Origin of the sequence: Pseudomonas sp. BT-42-2 (assembly GCF_025847435.2) — a bacterium.
Classification (GTDB): Bacteria; Pseudomonadota; Gammaproteobacteria; order Pseudomonadales; family Pseudomonadaceae; genus Aquipseudomonas; species Aquipseudomonas urmiensis.
In genome coordinates this window covers 258,102-276,194 of sequence record NZ_JAOYTM010000009.1, presented here as the reverse complement: position 1 = coordinate 276,194, position 18,093 = coordinate 258,102, and the positions used below count along the sequence as shown (strand labels likewise).

At 61.2% G+C, this 18,093-nt stretch carries 18 protein-coding genes; all 18 read left to right on the top strand.

What is annotated here, in order from left to right:
• Positions 1 to 122: 122 nt before the first annotated feature.
• The 18 genes from OIU19_RS11310 (at position 123) to OIU19_RS11225 (ending at position 18,062) form a co-directional block, all read left to right on the top strand.
• Positions 123 to 1,058, top strand: a complete 936-nt coding sequence (locus tag OIU19_RS11310; protein WP_264235061.1) for a ketoacyl-ACP synthase III — start codon at positions 123 to 125, stop codon at positions 1,056 to 1,058.
• Positions 1,059 to 1,338: 280 nt separating this feature from the next.
• The gene (locus OIU19_RS11305) at positions 1,339 to 2,181 is read left to right on the top strand and encodes a flagellin domain-containing protein (protein ID WP_264235060.1); all 843 of its coding nucleotides are present in this window, start codon (positions 1,339 to 1,341) and stop codon (positions 2,179 to 2,181) included.
• 72 nt (positions 2,182 to 2,253) lie between these two features.
• Positions 2,254 to 2,625: a flagellar protein FlaG gene (locus tag OIU19_RS11300; protein WP_264235059.1), complete on the top strand. Its 372-nt coding sequence runs from the start codon at positions 2,254 to 2,256 to the stop codon at positions 2,623 to 2,625.
• A gap of 79 nt (positions 2,626 to 2,704) precedes the next feature.
• Entirely contained in the window at positions 2,705 to 4,102 is a 1,398-nt protein-coding gene (fliD, locus tag OIU19_RS11295) for a flagellar filament capping protein FliD (protein WP_264235058.1), read from the top strand.
• A 133-nt stretch (positions 4,103 to 4,235) separates the two neighbouring features.
• On the top strand, positions 4,236 to 4,631 hold the full coding sequence (gene fliS, locus OIU19_RS11290) for a flagellar export chaperone FliS (RefSeq protein WP_186555966.1): 396 nt from the start codon (positions 4,236 to 4,238) through the stop codon (positions 4,629 to 4,631).
• 15 nt (positions 4,632 to 4,646) lie between these two features.
• Complete coding sequence (gene fliT, locus OIU19_RS11285; RefSeq protein ID WP_264235057.1) at positions 4,647 to 4,943, top strand: flagellar protein FliT; 297 nt, start codon at positions 4,647 to 4,649, stop codon at positions 4,941 to 4,943.
• 166 nt (positions 4,944 to 5,109) lie between these two features.
• Positions 5,110 to 6,585 carry a transcriptional regulator FleQ gene (fleQ, locus tag OIU19_RS11280; protein ID WP_264235056.1) on the top strand — a complete coding sequence of 492 codons (1,476 nt, stop codon included), beginning with the start codon at positions 5,110 to 5,112 and terminating at the stop codon, positions 6,583 to 6,585.
• A 203-nt stretch (positions 6,586 to 6,788) separates the two neighbouring features.
• Positions 6,789 to 8,006 carry a PAS domain-containing sensor histidine kinase gene (locus tag OIU19_RS11275; RefSeq protein WP_264235055.1) on the top strand — a complete coding sequence of 406 codons (1,218 nt, stop codon included), beginning with the start codon at positions 6,789 to 6,791 and terminating at the stop codon, positions 8,004 to 8,006.
• Positions 8,006 to 9,382, top strand: a complete 1,377-nt coding sequence (locus tag OIU19_RS11270) for a sigma-54 dependent transcriptional regulator (RefSeq protein ID WP_264235054.1) — start codon at positions 8,006 to 8,008, stop codon at positions 9,380 to 9,382. Before OIU19_RS11275 ends, OIU19_RS11270 begins: the two co-directional genes overlap by 1 nt.
• A 108-nt stretch (positions 9,383 to 9,490) precedes the next feature.
• Positions 9,491 to 9,823 carry a flagellar hook-basal body complex protein FliE gene (gene fliE / locus OIU19_RS11265; RefSeq protein WP_264235053.1) on the top strand — a complete coding sequence of 111 codons (333 nt, stop codon included), beginning with the start codon at positions 9,491 to 9,493 and terminating at the stop codon, positions 9,821 to 9,823.
• A gap of 14 nt (positions 9,824 to 9,837) precedes the next feature.
• Positions 9,838 to 11,616 carry a flagellar basal-body MS-ring/collar protein FliF gene (gene fliF, locus OIU19_RS11260; RefSeq protein ID WP_264235052.1) on the top strand — a complete coding sequence of 593 codons (1,779 nt, stop codon included), beginning with the start codon at positions 9,838 to 9,840 and terminating at the stop codon, positions 11,614 to 11,616.
• A complete protein-coding gene (fliG, locus tag OIU19_RS11255) occupies positions 11,609 to 12,628 on the top strand; it encodes a flagellar motor switch protein FliG (RefSeq protein WP_186555973.1) in 1,020 nt (339 codons plus the stop codon). The genes fliF and fliG overlap by 8 nt, the downstream gene beginning before the upstream one ends.
• 144 nt (positions 12,629 to 12,772) lie before the next feature.
• Positions 12,773 to 13,546 (top strand): flagellar assembly protein FliH, encoded by a 774-nt coding sequence (fliH, locus tag OIU19_RS11250; protein ID WP_264235051.1) that lies wholly within the window; start codon positions 12,773 to 12,775, stop codon positions 13,544 to 13,546.
• Positions 13,536 to 14,894 carry a flagellar protein export ATPase FliI gene (fliI, locus tag OIU19_RS11245; protein ID WP_264235050.1) on the top strand — a complete coding sequence of 453 codons (1,359 nt, stop codon included), beginning with the start codon at positions 13,536 to 13,538 and terminating at the stop codon, positions 14,892 to 14,894. Before fliH ends, fliI begins: the two co-directional genes overlap by 11 nt.
• Before the next feature lie 6 nt (positions 14,895 to 14,900).
• On the top strand, positions 14,901 to 15,353 hold the full coding sequence (gene fliJ, locus OIU19_RS11240) for a flagellar export protein FliJ (protein ID WP_264235049.1): 453 nt from the start codon (positions 14,901 to 14,903) through the stop codon (positions 15,351 to 15,353).
• A gap of 298 nt (positions 15,354 to 15,651) precedes the next feature.
• Positions 15,652 to 15,957 (top strand): STAS domain-containing protein, encoded by a 306-nt coding sequence (locus OIU19_RS11235; RefSeq protein ID WP_186555977.1) that lies wholly within the window; start codon positions 15,652 to 15,654, stop codon positions 15,955 to 15,957.
• A gap of 7 nt (positions 15,958 to 15,964) precedes the next feature.
• Complete coding sequence (locus OIU19_RS11230; protein WP_264235048.1) at positions 15,965 to 17,656, top strand: fused response regulator/phosphatase; 1,692 nt, start codon at positions 15,965 to 15,967, stop codon at positions 17,654 to 17,656.
• 58 nt (positions 17,657 to 17,714) lie between these two features.
• Entirely contained in the window at positions 17,715 to 18,062 is a 348-nt protein-coding gene (locus OIU19_RS11225; RefSeq protein WP_264235047.1) for an Hpt domain-containing protein, read from the top strand.
• Positions 18,063 to 18,093: the final 31 nt, after the last annotated feature.

Sequence of the window (18,093 nt, the reverse complement as noted above, 5' to 3'; positions counted from 1 at the left end):
GGCAGTCGAAACGCGCATCTTTAATCTATTGAGTCAGCGGGCAATACCGTCACCACTGTGCGTCAGGCCAGTATCATGGGCCACGGTCCGCGAAATTCCGCCATATCTATCGGGAAGCCACAATGATTGGCATCAAAAGCATCGCCAGTTACGTACCTGTCGAGGGTGTCGACAACTACGCCCAAGGTGCGAAATTCGGCAAGGATCAGGATTTCATTTTCGGCAAGATTGGTTCGACCTTCTTGCCGCGCAAGGATGATGAGCAGGAAACCTCCGACTTGTGTGTCGAAGCCGCGAGGAATCTGTTCGCTGCTAATCCTTCATTTGACCCGGCATCCATCGATATCGTCATCGTCGTTACCCAGAATGGCGATGCCGAAGGCCTGCCGCACACCGCAGCCATCGTCCAGCACAAGTTGGGCCTGCCGACCGCGATCGCTGCCTTTGATATTTCCTTGGGTTGCTCCGGCTATGTCTATGGCATCTATGCCATGAAAGGCTTCATGGAGGCGTCAGGTCTGAAGAATGGTTTGCTGCTCACCGCCGACCCGTACTCGAAGATCGTCGACCCTGAGGATCGCAACACCACCATGCTGTTCGGTGATGCCGCTACAGCGACCTGGATGGGCGAGGGCGCCGCTTGGCAGCTTGGCAAGTCGCTGTTCGGAAGCGATGGCTCCGGCGCTGAACATCTGCGTACGACCGATGGCAAGTTCTTCATGAACGGTCGTCAGGTTTACAATTTTGCTTTGGTCAAAGTGCCAGCGCATTTGCAGCAGCTGCTTGAGGCCAGCGGGCTTCGGGCCGATGACATCGATTTGTACTGTCTGCATCAAGGCAGCGCGGCGATCGTTGATGCGGTTTCGGCGCGTTTTGATGAGGGGGAGCACAAGACCAAGTTCGTCAAGGATATGGTAGAGACTGGCAATACCGTGTCGTCGAGCATTCCGTTGCTGCTGGAAAAGCACGTGCTTGGCTCGCAGCACAAGCGCGTTGCGCTGAGCGGCTTCGGTGTGGGGCTGTCGTGGGGCTCGGCGATCATCGAGCGACGTGACTGACAGCTGCTCCTGAGAACCAACGCCGCCGTTTCCCGGGCGGCGTTTTTGTATGCGGGCTCTGAACGAGTATGCGCTTGCCCTTTTGTGCGCATCAGGCTGTCTGTATTTTGGCGTCAACTCCTTGATTTCATTGGGCTGGCAGGATGCCAGTAATTTTTTTCGAAAATCCGCTAAAGCAACCCGCCCTGACGACGATAACTATTACGAAGGTTCTCTGTGCCACACCCGGCGAATTGCCAAGGCCGGAAGCCGTAGTACCCAATCCAACGAGGAATTCGTCATGGCTTTGACCGTTAACACCAACACCACCTCTCTGGGCGTTCAGAAAAACCTGAACCGTGCTTCCGACGCGCTGAGCACCTCGATGACCCGTCTGTCCTCCGGCCTGAAAATCAACAGCGCCAAAGACGACGCCGCCGGCCTGCAGATCGCTACTCGCATGACCTCGCAGATCCGTGGTCAGACCATGGCGATCAAGAACGCCAACGACGGTATCTCCATCGCCCAGACCGCTGAAGGCGCGATGCAAGAGCAGACCAACATCCTGCAGCGTATGCGTGAACTGGCAGTTCAGTCGCGAAACGACTCGAACAGCGAAAAAGACCGTGAAGCTCTGAACAAAGAGTTCACCCAAATGTCCGAAGAGCTGTCGCGTATCGCCAACAGCACCCAGCTCAACGGTAAGAACCTGCTGAACTCCGGCATCACCATGACCTTCCAGGTCGGTTCCGACAGCGGCGGCAACAACCAGATCTCCATCACTCTGGCCGACATGACTGCTGCCACCCTGGGCGTGGACAGCGGCGCAATCGCCATTTCCGGTGCTGACGCTGACATCAACGCCAACTTCAGCTCCGCCCTGAGCGCGATCGACAACGCTCTGCAGACCATCAACTCGACTCGTGCTGACCTGGGTGCTGCCCAGAACCGTCTGACCAGCACCATCAACAACCTGCAGAACATCAACGAGAACGCTGAAGCCGCTCGTGGCCGTGTACAGGACACCGACTTCGCTGCTGAAACTGCCCAGCTGACCAAGCAGCAGACCCTGCAGCAAGCTTCGACCTCGGTTCTGGCCCAGGCCAACCAGCTGCCATCGGCAGTCCTGAAGCTGCTGGGCTAATCTGCCTGACAGTACCTGGCGGGGAAGTGCTCTGAAGGCGCTTCTCCGCCTTTTCATTGGGAGGTGGTGGGCATGGACATGAGCGTCAAGCTGAACCTGTCTTACCCGGCCGCACGTCCGGCTGAGCAGGTCGCCGATAAATCGATCGCCGATAAGTCGGTTGCCCGGGCGACGGACGCCGAGCGTAGCAGCGATGCCAAAGAGCCGTCGGCGGTTACAGACGTCGAAAAGGTGCGCAGCGCTGTTTCGGAGATTGAAAAGTTTCTCAGTTCGACCCGACGTAACCTGGAATTCTCCACGGACGAAGAATCCGGCAAGATCGTGGTCAAGGTCATCGCCAGCGAAACCGGTGAGTTGATTCGCCAGTTGCCCTCCGAAGAGGCTCTGCGGATCGCCAATAGCTTGAGCGATGTCAATAGTCTTCTGTTCGACGCCAAAGTCTGATCTGCGGCGAACATCATGATGTGGTGAAGGCTAGGTCCACAGGAGTGGTTCCTGGCGCATTTACGAGAGGGAATACAGTATGGCAAGTCCGATTACGCCCAGCTTGGGCCTGGGGTCCGGTCTCAATATCACCGAGATCGTCACGGCCCTGGTCCAATCCGATACTGCCGCCAAGCAGGCGCAGATCACTCGGCAGACCGCCAACAACACGGCGTTCATCTCCGGTATCGGCTCGCTGCGCAGTGCCCTCACGACCTTCACCACTGCCATGAACAAGCTTAACGATAAGACCGCGCCGGCGTTCAATGCCTTCGCGGCCAAATCTGGCAATGAAAACATTGTCAAGGCTACTGCCAGCAATGCTGCTGTGGCGGGTACCTACAACATCGAAGTCAAGAACCTGGCCACCAGTTCGAAGGTGGCCAGCCAGGCGTTCGACAGTCCTAGCAAGGCGATCTCGCCTGGTGACCTGACCATCACTCAGGGTGACAAGACCTACACCGTCAAGGTGGGTGACAACGCCACGTTGCAGTCTGTGCGCGACCAGATCAACAAGGAGTTGGGTGCCAGCGGTATTTCCGCCAACATCATCAGCGGTGAGGACGGCTCGCGCCTGGTTTTGGGGTCGACCACCACCGGTGAGTTCACTGATATTTCTGTTGATGGCATAGATGAGCTGAAAATCGACGGTACCAAGTCGATGAATACCGAAGGCGCCGGATATATCACCGCCCCCGCCGCAGATGCCGTGCTGGAAATCGACGGTCTAGAGGTCAAGAGTGCGTCGAACACGGTCAGTAACGCCATCAGCGGCCTGAGTCTGGAGTTGACCGGTTCCAGCGTGGCTGGCACCAAGACTGCAGTCACGGTTGCGGCCAACAACGATGGCCTGAAGACTTCCGTCCAGGCTTTCGTCGACGCCTACAATGCCCTGCAGAAAACCATTACCTCGCTGACCAGCACCAGCCGTGACGCCGATGACAATCTGGTGCTCGGCCCGCTGACCAACGACCCGACCACTCGCTCGTTGTTGTCGGATGTGCGTGGCGTACTGGCTGAGGTCGGCGCGGGCGATCGCCTGACCAGTTTGAGCCAGCTGGGTATCAACACCCAGAAAGACGGTACCTTGGAGTTCAATAGCACCAAGTTCACCGCGGCCATGAACGACAAGAAACTTGGTGGTGAGGTTCAGGAGCTGTTCACCGGCACCAATGGTATCTTCGAGCGCATGAACAAGGCCATTAATCCGTACAATGCCACCGACGGCAGCCTGGTCACCCGCAAGAACAACCTGGATATCGTAGCCAAGAACCTCAGTGACCAGCAGGCCGCCCTGGATCGTCGCACCGCGTCGCTGACCGAGTCGCTGACCAAGAAATACGTAGCGCTGGACACCGCCCTGGGCAAGATGAAAGCCCAGGCCGACCAGATCACCTCGATCTTCGAAGCGATCAACGCCCAAGCCAAGAAATCCTGATTCACGGCAGCGGCTCAAAGCCCGGTAGCGTCATATCGACGCACCGGGCTTTTCGCTTTGGCGCTAAAGTTTTTTGACGTGACGGCGATACACAGGGTATACGCAACCTTTTTCGCTGCAACGAGGTAGATCCATGAACCCGATGTTGGCCCTTCGGCAATACCAGAAAGTCAATGGCGTGGCGCAGACCTCCGAGGCCAGCCCGCACCGTCTGGTACAGATGCTCATGCAGGGTGGCCTGGACCGCTTGGCTCAGGCAAAGGGCGCCATTGCGCGCAAGGATGTGGCCCAGAAGGGCATTCTGATCGGCAAGGCCATCGACATCATCGGCGGTCTGCGCGAAGGCTTGGACCTGGAAAACCACGCCGACAGCTTGACCGACCTGGACAACCTCTACACCTACATGAGCCGCCGTCTGGTCGAGGCCAACGTCAACAGTGATCCGGCGATCATCGACGAAGTCGCGCGCCTGCTGATCACGGTCAAGGAAGGTTGGGATGCTATCGCCGACCAGCAGCCTGAAGGCTGATTCGAGGAGAGTGTCATGAGCGAGGTTATCGAGCGCATCGAACAGACCCGTGAGGCGTTGTTGGCCGCCCTGGCCGGACGTGACTGGGATGCGGTGGGCGAGCTCGACCTCGAATGCCGCTTGTGCGTCGAGGACGTACTGGCAGAGGCCACGCAAAACGAAGGTGCGGTGCGGGCAAGTCTTGAGCAATTGCTGGAGACTTACCGGCATCTAATTGAGGTTGCAAGTGGTGAGCGTCAATCAATAGTCGACGAGATGGCGCAAATCCGTCAGGCGAAAAATGCGGCGAAGGTATACCATCTGTTCAGCTGACACTGAAAGATGCAAAAAGCTGCGCGCCATAAATTTGACTATGTGCTGTTTTTTGACTTTACTAGTGGCTGTTTTCGAATTTCAGACGTCCGAACACTGACCATTCAGTCGGAATGATGTCGAGCACGCCCTCGGGCGCCGATATGACTAGGGAAGTTGCTATTGCATGTGGCGTGAAACCAAGATTCTCCTGATCGATGACGACAGCGCCCGCCGCCGCGATCTGGCGGTGGTGTTGAACTTCCTCGGCGAAGAAAACCTCCCGTGCTCCAGCCAGGATTGGCAGCAAGCGGTGGAGTCGTTGTCTTCCAGTCGTGAAGTGCTCTGCGTACTCATCGGAACCGTAAATGCGCCAGCCAGTGTGTTGGGGCTCCTTAAGACAGTGGCTGCCTGGGATGAGTTCCTTCCAGTGCTGCTTTTGGGTGAAATTTCTTCTGCGGAGTTCCCGGAAGATCTGCGCCGCCGCGTCTTGTCCAACCTGGAAATGCCGCCCAGCTATAGCCAGCTGCTCGACTCGCTGCACCGTGCCCAGGTCTATCGCGAGATGTACGACCAGGCCCGTGAGCGCGGTCGTCAGCGCGAGCCGAACCTGTTCCGCAGCCTGGTCGGGACCAGTCGCGCCATCCAGCATGTGCGCCAGATGATGCAGCAGGTCGCCGATACCGATGCCAGCGTGCTGATCCTGGGCGAGTCAGGTACCGGCAAGGAAGTGGTGGCGCGCAACCTGCACTATCACTCCAAGCGCCGCGAAGCGCCGTTCGTGCCGGTCAACTGCGGGGCGATCCCGGCCGAGTTGCTCGAGAGCGAGCTGTTTGGTCACGAGAAGGGCGCCTTCACCGGGGCGATCACCAGCCGTGCCGGGCGTTTCGAGCTGGCCAACGGCGGCACCTTGTTCCTTGACGAGATCGGCGACATGCCGCTGCCGATGCAGGTCAAGCTGCTGCGCGTGCTGCAGGAACGTACCTTCGAGCGGGTGGGCAGCAACAAGACCCAAAGCATCGATGTGCGCATCATTGCCGCGACGCACAAGAACCTCGAGACCATGATCGAGGACGGCACCTTCCGCGAAGACCTGTACTACCGCTTGAATGTCTTCCCCATCGAGATGGCCCCGCTGCGCGAGCGCGTCGAGGATATCCCGCTGCTGATGAACGAGCTGATCTCGCGCATGGAGCACGAAAAGCGTGGCTCGATCCGCTTCAACTCGGCATCGATCATGTCGCTGTGCCGGCATGGCTGGCCGGGCAACGTGCGTGAGCTGGCCAACCTGGTCGAGCGCATGGCGATCATGCACCCCTATGGGGTGATCGGGGTGTCGGAGCTGCCGAAGAAATTCCGCTACGTCGATGACGAAGACGAGCAGTTGGTCGACAGCTTGCGCAGCGACCTCGAAGAGCGGGTGGCGATCAATGGCCACGCGCCGGACTTCTCCAGTCACGCCATGTTGCCGCCGGAAGGCCTCGACTTGAAGGACTACCTGGGTAGCCTTGAGCAAGGCTTGATCCAGCAGGCGCTGGACGACGCCAATGGCATTGTTGCTCGGGCCGCCGAGCGCCTGCGTATTCGTCGCACCACGCTGGTGGAGAAGATGCGCAAGTACGGTATGAGCCGCCGTGATGGCGAGGAGCAGGCGGAGGATTGACGCCTGTTCGCTTCGGTCCGGGCAAGGGATGGCCCGCCGAAGCTAATGTCCACACCATTTGCAGGGGCGCAAGGCCCCGTATTCAAGGGGCTCCACGCCCACTTGTGGTTTTCTTCGCAACGCCCTCTCGAATCTCCGGCACGGCTATTGCTATATCGCAGGCAACACACCGTTTTTGACGGTCAGTCACGCGAGAGAGCACGATGCCCCAAGTCGCCACGATTTCCCGAGCCCCCGATCCGCAGGGGCGTACCCCGGTCGAGCAGGAAAGTCGACTGGGCCTTGAGCAGGCCTTCGCACTGTTCAGCCAGGTCTCCAGCCAGCTCAGCGAGTCGTACGGCATGCTTGAGGCGCGCGTCAGCGAGCTCAAGGGCGAGCTGGCGGTGGTCAGTGCCCAGCGTATGGCGGAGCTGGACGAGAAGGAACGCCTGGCCAATCGTTTGCAAAACCTGCTCGACCTGCTGCCAGGCGGGGTCATCGTGATCGATGCCCAGGGCTTTGTGCGCGAGGCCAATCCAGCCGCATGCGAGCTGCTCGGTGAGCCGCTGATTGGTCAGCTGTGGCGGCAGGTTATCGCCCGCAGCTTTGCCCCGCGCAAGGACGATGGGCATGAGGTGTCGCTGCGTGATGGTCGGCGCTTGTCGATCGCCACCCGTTCGCTGGATGCCGAGCCGGGCCAGTTGGTGCTGCTCAATGATTTGACTGAAACTCGTCGCCTGCAAGATCAATTGGCCCGTCATGAACGGCTGTCGTCGTTGGGGCGGATGGTCGCTTCACTGGCCCATCAGATCCGTACGCCGTTGTCGGCGGCCATGCTCTATGCCAGTCACCTGGCCGATGCCGAGCAAGAACTCCCGCGCGACACGCGCCAGCGCTTTGCCGGCAATTTGAAAGAGCGCCTGCATGAGCTGGAGCATCAGGTTCGCGACATGCTGGTATTCGCCCGCGGCGAGCTGCCGGTGTCTGATCGGATCAGCCCAAAGGCCTTGTTCCAGGCGCTGCAGCAAGCGGCGCAGTCACATGTGCAGGGGCATGCGGTGCGCTGGCAGTGCGATATTCACCTGGGTGAGTTGCTGTGCAATCGCGACACCTTGGTGGGTGCCTTGCTCAATCTGATCGAGAACGCGTTGCAGGCCTGCCAAGGCCCGGCGCGGGTCAAGGTTCACCTGTTCCGCCGTGGGCAGTCATTGCACCTGTGCGTGAGTGACGCAGGTTCTGGCATTGATGCGCAGCTGTTAGCGCGCCTGGGCGAGCCATTTTTGACCACCAAGGCTACCGGTACCGGTCTGGGGCTGGCGGTAGTTCAGGCAGTGGTGCGGGCCCACCAAGGCGCGCTGAAGGTGCGCTCGAAAGTGGGGCGTGGTACCTGTGTGCAGGTTGTTCTGCCGCTGATCGGCGAGCTGCCTGCGGGGGGCGTGTGATGGGTATCAAGGTGCTGCTGGTCGAAGATGATCGGGTCTTGCGTCAAGCCCTGGCCGACACCCTTGAGCTGGGTGGGTTTGCCTATCACGCCGTAGGTTCTGCTGAGGAAGCGCTCGAAGCCGTGGCAGGCGAAGCGTTCAGCCTGGTGGTCAGTGATGTCAACATGCCCGGCATGGATGGCCACCAGTTGCTGGCCCAGCTGCGCTGTCATCATCCGCAGTTGCCGGTGCTGTTGATGACCGCTCACGCTGCCGTCGAGCGTGCGGTCGAGGCCATGCGCCAGGGCGCTGCCGATTATCTGGTCAAGCCTTTCGAGCCCAAAGCGCTGCTCAGCCTGGTCGAGCGCCATGCCGGTGGGCGGGTGGGCGGCGTCGACGAAGAAGGGCCGGTAGCCTGCGAGCCTGCCAGTCGCCAGCTGCTGGAGCTGGCCGCGCGGGTTGCGCGCAGCGATTCGACCGTGCTGATTTCTGGTGAGTCGGGCACTGGCAAGGAGGTCTTGGCGCGTTACATTCATCAGCAATCGTCGCGCGCGACCCAGGCGTTTGTCGCGATCAACTGCGCGGCGATCCCCGACAACATGCTCGAGGCCACTTTGTTCGGCCATGAGAAGGGCGCCTTTACCGGCGCCATCGCCGCCCAGCCGGGCAAGTTCGAACAGGCTGACGGCGGCACCTTGTTGCTCGACGAGATCTCTGAAATGCCGCTGGGCTTGCAGGCCAAGCTGCTGCGCGTGCTCCAGGAACGGGAGGTGGAGCGGGTGGGTGGGCGCAAGCCGATCGCCCTGGATATTCGCGTGCTGGCCACGACCAATCGTGATCTGGCGGGCGAAGTGGCGGCGGGGCGCTTCCGTGAAGACCTCTACTACCGTTTGTCGGTGTTTCCCTTGGCCTGGAGTCCGCTGCGCCAGCGCAGTGCCGACATCTTGCCGTTGGCCGAGCGTCTGCTGGCGCGTCACGTGGCGAAGATGAAGCACGCCCCGGTGCGCCTGTCTGCGGATGCCCGTGCCTGCCTGCAGGGGCACCAGTGGCCGGGCAACGTGCGCGAGCTGGACAATGCGTTGCAGCGCGCGTTGATCCTGCAGCAGGGTGGCGTGATCGAGGCGGCGGATTTCTGTCTGAGTGGCGCCATTGCCTTGTCGGCACCCGTTGCGGTCAGTAGCGAGCCGGCACCGCCTGAAGCCGCTGGGCAAGGCAGTGGCCTGGGCGACGACATGCGCCGTCATGAATACCAGATGATCATCGACACCCTGCGCGCCGAACGTGGTCGCCGCAAAGAAGCGGCCGATCGCTTGGGTATCAGCCCGCGCACGTTGCGCTACAAGCTGGCGCAGATGCGTGATGCCGGGCTGGATGTGGAAGCCAGCCTGTTCGGCTGATCGAGGATTTTTAAAACGATTGTGGATTGGGCTGGCACTCTTGTTGCTAGCTCCAGCCTATCCGCTGCATGAGTGTCAAAAAAATGCGGCCGCCGGAGAGAGAAGTTCATGAGCCAAGGTGTTGAATTCAATCGTCTGATGTTGGACATGCGTGCCATGCAGGCCGATGCCATGTCGCTGCCCAAGGTCGCTGCCGCGCCTGAGCTGGCGCCGGGGCAGAGCAGCTTTGCCGATCTATTCGGCAGTGCCATTGGTGCTGTGCACAATACCCAGCAGGCCTCGTCGCAGATCGCCAATGCCTTCGAAATCGGCAAGAGCGGCGTCGACCTGACCGATGTGATGATCGCTTCGCAAAAAGCCACCGTGTCCTTCCAGGCGCTGACCCAGGTACGCAACAAAGTTGTTCAGTCGTACCAGGACATCATGCAGATGCCGGTTTGAGGACAGATTGAGTCATGGCCGAAGCAGTCGTCGATAACGCCCCCGCCAAAAGTGGCCCGCCAGCGGCAAAGCCGCCGCTGTTTGGCATGGCGTTCCTGGAAAACATCTCGCAGATGCCCATGCTGCGTCAGGTTGGCCTGTTGGTCGGCCTGTCTGCCAGCGTGGCGATCGGCTTTGCCGTGGTGCTCTGGTCGCAGCAGCCTGACTACCGGCCGCTGTACGGCAGCCTGGCGGGCATGGATACCAAGCAAGTCATGGAAGTGCTCGGTGCGGCTGACATTCCGTATAACGTGGAACCCAACTCCGGCGCGTTGCTGGTCAAGGCCGACGACCTCTCCCGTGCGCGCCTGAAACTGGCTGCCGCCGGTGTGGCGCCAAGCGATGGCAATGTTGGCTTCGAGCTGCTCGACAAAGAGCAGGGCCTGGGCACCAGCCAATTCATGGAGGCGACCCGCTACCGTCGCAGCCTCGAAGGCGAACTGGCCCGCACCGTCTCCAGCTTGAACAACGTCAAGGCCGCTCGCGTGCACCTGGCGATCCCGAAGAGCTCGGTGTTCGTGCGTGACGAGCGCAAGCCGAGCGCCTCGGTGCTGGTCGAATTGTATCCGGGCCGTGCCCTGGAATCGGGCCAAGTGATGGCGATCGTCAACCTGGTCGCTACCAGTGTGCCTGAGCTGGACAAGTCGCAGGTCACCGTGGTCGACCAGAAGGGCAACCTGCTCTCCGATCAGTTGCAAGACACTGCCCTGACCATGGCCGGCAAGCAGTTCGACTACAGCCGCCGCATGGAAGGCATGCTCACCCAGCGCGTGCACAACATCCTGCAGCCGGTACTGGGCAACGACCGCTACAAGGCAGAAGTTTCGGCAGACGTCGACTTCAGTGCCACCGAGTCGACCTCCGAGCAGTTCAACCCTGATCAGCCGGCGCTGCGCAGCGAGCAGTCGGTCGATGAGCAACGCACCAGCAGCCAAGGCCCGCAAGGTGTGCCTGGCGCCCTGAGCAACCAGCCGCCGGCTGGCGCTGCCGCGCCGGAAAACGCGACTGCCGCCGCGCCGCCTGCCGGGGCAGTCCAACCTGGCCAGCCGCTGCTCGATGCCAACGGCGCGCAGATCATGGACCCGGTCACCGGCCAGCCGATGCTCGCGCCGTACCCGGCCGACAAGCGCAAGCAGTCGACCAAGAACTTCGAGTTGGATCGCTCGATCAGCCACACCCGTCAGCAGCAAGGGCGTCTGAGCCGCCTGTCGGTGGCCGTGGTAGTCGATGACCAGGCCAAGCTCGATGCCGCCACGGGTGAAATGACCCGTGCGCCATGGGGCGCCGAAGATCTGGCGCGCTTCACCCGCCTGGTACAGGACGCCGTTGGCTTCGATGCCAGCCGTGGCGACAGCGTGACGGTGATCAACGTGCCGTTCGCCGCCGACCGTGGCACGGAAATCGCTGACATTCCGTTCTACTCGCAGCCATGGTTCTGGGACATCGTCAAGCAAGTGCTCGGCGTACTGTTCATCCTGGTGCTGGTGTTCGGTGTGCTGCGTCCTGTGCTCAATAACATCACCGGTGGCGGCAAGCAGGCTGCCAGCGACAGCGACATGGAACTGGGCGGGATGATCGGTCTGGATGGCGAACTGGCCAACGACCGCGTCAGCCTCGGTGGCCCGCAAAGCATTCTGTTGCCGAGCCCAAGCGAGGGTTACGAGGCACAGCTGAACGCAATCAAAGGCCTGGTGGCCGAAGACCCGGGTCGCGTGGCCCAGGTCGTGAAAGAGTGGATCAACGCCGATGAGTGATAACCGAGCCGTTACCGCCAAGCTGAGCCGCACCGACAAAGCGGCGATCCTCCTGCTCTCGCTGGGCGAGACCGATGCCGCCCAGGTGCTGCGGCACATGGGCCCCAAGGAAGTGCAGCGGGTCGGTGTGGCCATGGCGCAGATGGGCAACGTCCATCGCGAACAGGTTCAGCAGGTGATGAGCGAGTTCGTCGAGATCGTCGGCGACCAGACCAGCCTGGGCGTGGGCTCCGACGGCTACATCCGCAAGATGCTCAACCAGGCGCTGGGTGAGGACAAGGCCAACGGCCTGATCGACCGCATCCTGCTGGGTGGTAACACCAGCGGCCTGGACAGCCTGAAGTGGATGGAGCCGCGCGCCGTGGCCGACGTCATCCGCTACGAGCACCCGCAGATCCAGGCGATCGTGGTGGCCTACCTTGACCCTGACCAGGCCGGTGAGGTGCTGGGCAACTTCGACCACAAGGTGCGCCTGGACATCATCTTGCGCGTGTCCTCGCTCAACACCGTGCAACCGGCGGCGCTCAAGGAGCTGAACCAGATCCTCGAGAAGCAGTTCTCCGGCAACTCCAACGCCGCGCGCACCACCTTGGGTGGTATCAAGCGCGCTGCCGACATCATGAACTTCCTCGACAGCTCCGTCGAAGGCCAGTTGATGGATTCGATCCGCGAGATCGACAACGACCTGTCGGAGCAGATCGAAGACTTGATGTTCGTCTTCAACAACCTGGCCGACGTCGACGACCGCGGCATCCAGGCGCTGCTGCGCGAAGTCTCCTCGGACGTGCTGGTGGTGTCGCTCAAGGGTGCCGACGAGCGGGTCAAGGACAAGATCTTCAAGAACATGTCCAAGCGTGCCTCGGAGCTGCTGCGCGACGATCTGGAAGCCAAGGGGCCGGTGCGGGTCAGCGACGTGGAAACGGCGCAGAAGGAAATCCTCACCATCGCCCGGCGTATGGCCGATGCCGGCGAGATCGTGCTTGGCGGCAAGGGCGCCGAAGAGATGATCTAACGAATTCGCCGGATAGTTGCGTGGGCGCAGGCTTGCCCCGCGATAGCATCAGAACAGGCGGCAAGGTTGTCACTGCTATCGCTATCGCGGGGCAAGCCCGCACCTACGCTGCTCTGGTTGAAATTGGTTTCGGGAACATCAAGCATGTCTACTACTGAACACCCCAGCGACCTGATCCGTGCCCGCGACCTCGAGGGCGTCGATGTGTGGGCGCTGCCTAGCTTCGATCCGGCACCTGAGCCGGAGCCGGAACCTGAGCCAGAAGTGATCGAGGAAGAAGTCGAGGAAGTGCCGCTGGAGGAAGTCCAGCCGCTGACCCTCGAAGAGCTCGAAGCGATCCGCCAGGAGGCCTACAACGAAGGCTTCGCCACTGGCGAGCGCGAGGGCTTTCACAGCACTCAGTTGAAGGTGCGCCAGGAGGCCGAAGTGGCCCTGGCGGCCAAGCTGCAAAGCCTGGAACAGCTGATGGGGCATTTGCTCGAGCCGATCGCCGAGCAGGATACCCAGATCGAGAAATCCCTGGTGCATCTGGTCGCCCATGTGACCCGTCAGGTGATCGGTCGCGAACTGCGCAACGACTCCAGCCATATCACCCACGTGTTGCGCGAGGCGCTCAAGCTGCTGCCCATGGGCGCCGACAACATTCGCATCCATCTCAACCCGCAAGACTTCGAGCTGGCCAAGGCTCTGCGCGAACGGCATGAGGAGCGTTGGAAGTTGCTTGAAGACGAGGCGCTGCTGCCAGGTGGTTGCCGCATCGAGACCGCCCACAGCCGCATCGACGCAACTGTGGAAACCCGTATGGAGAAGGCCGTGGCGCAACTGTTCGACCAGTTGCATGACCAGGCCCTGCACCCGGCGGCGGCAGATCTGTCGATCGAACTGGATGCCCCTTCTGGAGCTGCTGATGCGCCTTGATCGCACCAGTTTCGGCAAGCGCCTGGGCGGTTACGCCGAGGCGATCAAGTTGCCTGAGCAGCCCGTGGTGGAGGGTCGTCTGCTGCGCATGGTCGGCCTGACCCTAGAAGCCGAAGGCCTGCGCGGCGCCGTCGGTAGCCGCTGCATGGTGATCAATGACGACACTTATCACCCGGTCCAGGTCGAGGCCGAGGTGATGGGCTTTTCCGGCAGTAAAGTGTTCCTCATGCCAGTCGGCAGTATCGCCGGCATCGCCCCGGGCGCGCGCGTGGTGCCACTGGATGACAGCGGCCGCCTGCCAATGGGCATGAGCATGCTCGGGCGGGTGCTCGACGGCGCTGGCCGTGCGCTGGACGGCAAGGGCGGGATGAAGGCCGAAGACTGGGTGCCGATGGACGGCCCGGTGATCAACCCGCTCAACCGCGACCCGATCAGCCAGCCGTTGGATGTCGGTATTCGCAGCATCAACGGTTTGTTGACGGTGGGTCGCGGCCAGCGCCTGGGCCTGTTTGCCGGTACCGGTGTGGGTAAGTCGGTGCTGCTGGGCATGATGACCCGCTTCACCGAAGCCGAAATCATCGTGGTCGGGTTGATCGGCGAGCGGGGTCGTGAGGTCAAGGAGTTCATCGAGCACATCCTTGGCGAAGAAGGCCTCAAGCGTTCGGTGGTGGTGGCTTCGCCCGCCGACGATGCGCCGCTGATGCGCTTGCGCGCAGCCATGTACTGCACGCGGATCGCCGAATATTTCCGCGACAAAGGCAAGAATGTCCTGCTGTTGATGGATTCGCTCACCCGTTTCGCCCAGGCCCAGCGGGAAATCGCCCTGGCCATTGGCGAGCCGCCGGCGACTCGTGGCTATCCGCCGTCAGTGTTCGCCAAGCTGCCCAAGTTGGTGGAGCGCGCCGGTAATGGCGAGGCAGGGGGCGGTTCGATCACCGCCTTCTACACCGTGCTCTCGGAAGGTGACGACCAGCAGGATCCGATCGCCGACTCGGCGCGGGGTGTGCTCGATGGTCACTTCGTGTTGTCGCGGCGCCTGGCTGAAGAAGGGCATTATCCGGCGATCGATATCGAAGCGTCGATCAGCCGGGTCATGCCCCAAGTGGTCGATGCCGATCACTTGCGCCAGGCGCAGAAATTCAAGCAATTATGGTCGCGCCTGTCGCAAAGCCGCGACCTGATCAGCGTGGGTGCCTACGTGGCCGGTGGCGATCCGGAGACGGACCTGGCCATCGCGCTGCAGGCCAAGCTGGTCGGCTTCCTGCGCCAAGGCCTGGACGAAAACGTCAGCATGGCGCAGAGCCGCGAACAGCTGGGTGCGGTGTTCGCTGCGCCGGCGGGCGGTTGATAGGCCATGGCCATGCCCAGTCGAGCCGCGCGCCTGGCGCCGGTGGTGGAGATGGCCGAGGAGGCCGAGCGCAAGGCCGTGCAACGGCTTGGCCATTTTCAGCAGCAGGTGGCTCAGGCGCAGGCCAAGTTGGCTGAGCTTGAGCGCTTTCGCGAAGACTACCAAGCGCAGTGGATCAACCGCGGTGGGCAGGGGGTCAACGGCAGCTGGTTGCTCAACTACCAGCGCTTCCTTGCGCAACTTGAAACGGCCATGACCCAGCAGCGCCAGAGCCTGACCTGGCACCAGACCAACCTGAACAATGCGCGCAATACCTGGCAGCAGGCCTATGCGCGGGTCGAGGGCTTGCGCAAGCTGGTTCAGCGTTACTTGGATGAGGCGCGCCGGGCTGAGGACAAGCGCGAGCAGAAGCTGCTGGATGAGTTGTCGCAGCGCTTGCCTCGGCAGAACTACATGTAGTACGCGGCGCCCTTTTCGCGGGCAAGCCCGCTCCCACAGGGTTTTGCGCTGAAGCAGTGGTCTTGTTGTGTCAGTGCCATTTTGTCTGCGGGCGGGCGCGTTAGTGCGAGGCCTAGTCAGTGCCATTTTGACTGCGGGCAGGTGCGTTAATGCCAGGCCCACGCTGAACCTTGTGGGAGCGGGCTTGCCCGCGAAAAGGGCGCCGCAGATTGCCTGCCGCACCCCCCGCTTGCGGCATGGCCGCTGGCCTGCTAAACCTTCTGAAGTTGCATTCGCCATCATCGAAGGAATCGCTAGCATGGCAGTCGAAACTGATTTTTCACGGGACGAGAAAAAGCTGACGATCAAGGTCAAGGGTCGCTTCGATTTCGGCAGGCACCAGGAGTTTCGAAGCGCCTATGAGCGCCAACCTGAACGCCCCGATACTGTCGTAGTCGACCTCAAGGAGGCCACCTACCTGGACAGTTCCGCACTCGGCATGCTGTTGTTGTTGCGCGATCACGAAGGCGGTGATGACTCGTGCATCAGTGTGATCAACACCAGCTCCGATGTGCGCAAGATCCTGGCCATTTCCAATTTCGATAAGCTTTTCGACATCAGCTGACAGCCCGATGCCAGCCAACCAAGCGCTGCGCGTATTGATTGCCGAAGACGGAGCGGCCGACCGGCTATTGCTCGCGCAAATCGTCCGTCGCCAAGGTCATGAAGTGTTCACCGCCGAAAACGGCGAACAGGCGGTTACCCTGTTCGCCGAAAAACGCCCGCAGCTGGTTCTGCTCGATGCGCTGATGCCGGTGATGGACGGTTTCGAGGCTGCCCGCCAGATCAAAGCGCTGGCCGGCCAGGCGCTGGTGCCGATCATCTTTCTCACCTCGCTCAGCGAAGACGACGACCTGGTGCGTTGCCTTGAAGCAGGCGGCGATGACTTCGTGGCCAAGCCCTACAGTGCGGTGATTCTCGGCGCCAAGATCCACGCCATGGACCGTTTGCGCAGGTTGCAAGCAACGGTGCTGGAGCAGCGCGACCAGATAGCCCGTCACCACCATCACTTGCTCAACGAGCAGCGGGTAGCCAAGGCTGTGTTCGACAAGGTGGCCCACAGCGGTTGCCTGCGCTCACCGAATATCCGCTACTTGCAGTCGCCGTATGCGCTGTTCAACGGCGATCTGTTGTTGGCGGCCTTTACCCCTAGCGGTGATATGCATGTGCTGCTGGGAGACTTCACCGGTCATGGCCTGCCAGCGGCGGTCGGCGCCATGCCCCTGGCAGAAGTGTTCTACGGCATGACGGCCAAGGGCTATGGCCTGGCCGAAACCCTGCGCGAGATGAACGCCAAGCTCAAGCGTATCCTGCCGGTGGACATGTTCTGCTGTGCGCTGTTGCTGAACCTGAGCTTCCAGCGAGCCAGCGTGGAAGTCTGGAATGGTGGCATGCCCGACGGCTATCGTTTGTCGGCCAGTGGCGAACTGCTGGCTACCTTGGCCTCCAGGCATTTGCCGCTGGGCATCCTGGCGCCAGAGCGGTTCGATGACAGCACCGAGGTAATGCCGCTGGGCGTGGGCGAACGGCTGTTGTTGCTATCGGACGGGGTGCTCGATACCAGCGATGATCAAGAGCGCTTGTTTGGTGTCGAGCGCTTGCAGGCGGTGATGGCCGAGAACCTTGAACCAGAGCGTTTGTTCGATGACGTGTTGCAGGCGCTGGAGCGTTTTGGCGGGCGTGCTCGCGACGATATCAGTCTGTGTGACATCCGCATGGTTGCGCCAGGGTTCGAGCCGCCTGCGGCAATGCTCTACTCTGACAGTGGTCGATCCAGCCCGCTGGATTGGTCGCTGGGGTTCACGCTGCGGGGCGATAGCTTGAAGCGCTTCAACCCCGTGCCCTATCTGTTGCAGTTGCTGCAAGAGGTCCATGGGCTGCGGCCAAGCAGCGGAGTCTTGCACAGTGTGCTCAGTGAGCTGTATTCCAACGCCTTGGAGCATGGCGTGCTGGGCTTGGATTCGGGCCTCAAGCGCGATGCCAGTGGGTTTGCCGACTACTATCGGCAGCGCGCAGAGCGCCTGGTGCGACAGGTCGATGGCTATGTGCGCTTTGATTTACGGGTTGAACCGCTTGGCCAAGGTGGGCATCTGAGCATTGAGGTGCGAGACAGTGGCGCAGGCTTTGATGTCGAACAGGTTTTAGCTCGACCTGCGCATGAGCAAGGCTTCAGTGGTCGTGGAGTGAATCTGGTGCGGCGCTTGAGCCAGCAGGCGCAATGGCTGGAAGGCGGGCGCTGCGCGCGGATACAAATCCGTTGGTGAGGGCTGACCCCGGTTGGCCGCCAATACGTCATACTGGACTTGATCAAGGAGTGAGCAAGTGGTGGACATGCATATCGATCACCAAGTCCTGAGCGACTTGCAAGACGTCATGGAGGGCGGCTATCAACAGCTGCTGGAGACCTTTTTGGAGGACTCCGAACGCCGCCTGAGCCAACTGCACGGTGCCAAGAATGCGGCCGAGCTCGGCCTGGCTGCCCATAGCTTCAAGGGCAGCAGTAGCAACATGGGCGCTGTTGGCTTGGCGGCGCTGTGTCAGCAGCTGGAAGAGCGAGTCCGCCAGTCGCCGTTGTATGGCATCGAGGATCTGATCAACCGCATCGACCAGGAGTACCGTGAAGTTCAGTGCTTCTACCGCGGTGAATGCGCGCGCGTTTCTAGCAGCTGATCAAAACTTGGCGCGACTTTTGCGTGTTTCT

Bases quoted from the DNA above. Each gene is read 5' to 3' on its own strand.
- OIU19_RS11310 (WP_264235061.1), top strand. From the start codon at position 123: ATGATTGGCATCAAAAGCATCGCCAGTTACGTACCTGTCGAGGGTGTC.
- OIU19_RS11305 (WP_264235060.1), top strand. From the start codon at position 1,339: ATGGCTTTGACCGTTAACACCAACACCACCTCTCTGGGCGTTCAGAAA.
- OIU19_RS11300 (WP_264235059.1), top strand. From the start codon at position 2,254: ATGGACATGAGCGTCAAGCTGAACCTGTCTTACCCGGCCGCACGTCCG.
- fliD (WP_264235058.1), top strand. From the start codon at position 2,705: ATGGCAAGTCCGATTACGCCCAGCTTGGGCCTGGGGTCCGGTCTCAAT.
- fliS (WP_186555966.1), top strand. From the start codon at position 4,236: ATGAACCCGATGTTGGCCCTTCGGCAATACCAGAAAGTCAATGGCGTG.
- fliT (WP_264235057.1), top strand. From the start codon at position 4,647: ATGAGCGAGGTTATCGAGCGCATCGAACAGACCCGTGAGGCGTTGTTG.
- fleQ (WP_264235056.1), top strand. From the start codon at position 5,110: ATGTGGCGTGAAACCAAGATTCTCCTGATCGATGACGACAGCGCCCGC.
- OIU19_RS11275 (WP_264235055.1), top strand. From the start codon at position 6,789: ATGCCCCAAGTCGCCACGATTTCCCGAGCCCCCGATCCGCAGGGGCGT.
- OIU19_RS11270 (WP_264235054.1), top strand. From the start codon at position 8,006: ATGGGTATCAAGGTGCTGCTGGTCGAAGATGATCGGGTCTTGCGTCAA.
- fliE (WP_264235053.1), top strand. From the start codon at position 9,491: ATGAGCCAAGGTGTTGAATTCAATCGTCTGATGTTGGACATGCGTGCC.
- fliF (WP_264235052.1), top strand. From the start codon at position 9,838: ATGGCCGAAGCAGTCGTCGATAACGCCCCCGCCAAAAGTGGCCCGCCA.
- fliG (WP_186555973.1), top strand. From the start codon at position 11,609: ATGAGTGATAACCGAGCCGTTACCGCCAAGCTGAGCCGCACCGACAAA.
- fliH (WP_264235051.1), top strand. From the start codon at position 12,773: ATGTCTACTACTGAACACCCCAGCGACCTGATCCGTGCCCGCGACCTC.
- fliI (WP_264235050.1), top strand. From the start codon at position 13,536: ATGCGCCTTGATCGCACCAGTTTCGGCAAGCGCCTGGGCGGTTACGCC.
- fliJ (WP_264235049.1), top strand. From the start codon at position 14,901: ATGGCCATGCCCAGTCGAGCCGCGCGCCTGGCGCCGGTGGTGGAGATG.
- OIU19_RS11235 (WP_186555977.1), top strand. From the start codon at position 15,652: ATGGCAGTCGAAACTGATTTTTCACGGGACGAGAAAAAGCTGACGATC.
- OIU19_RS11230 (WP_264235048.1), top strand. From the start codon at position 15,965: ATGCCAGCCAACCAAGCGCTGCGCGTATTGATTGCCGAAGACGGAGCG.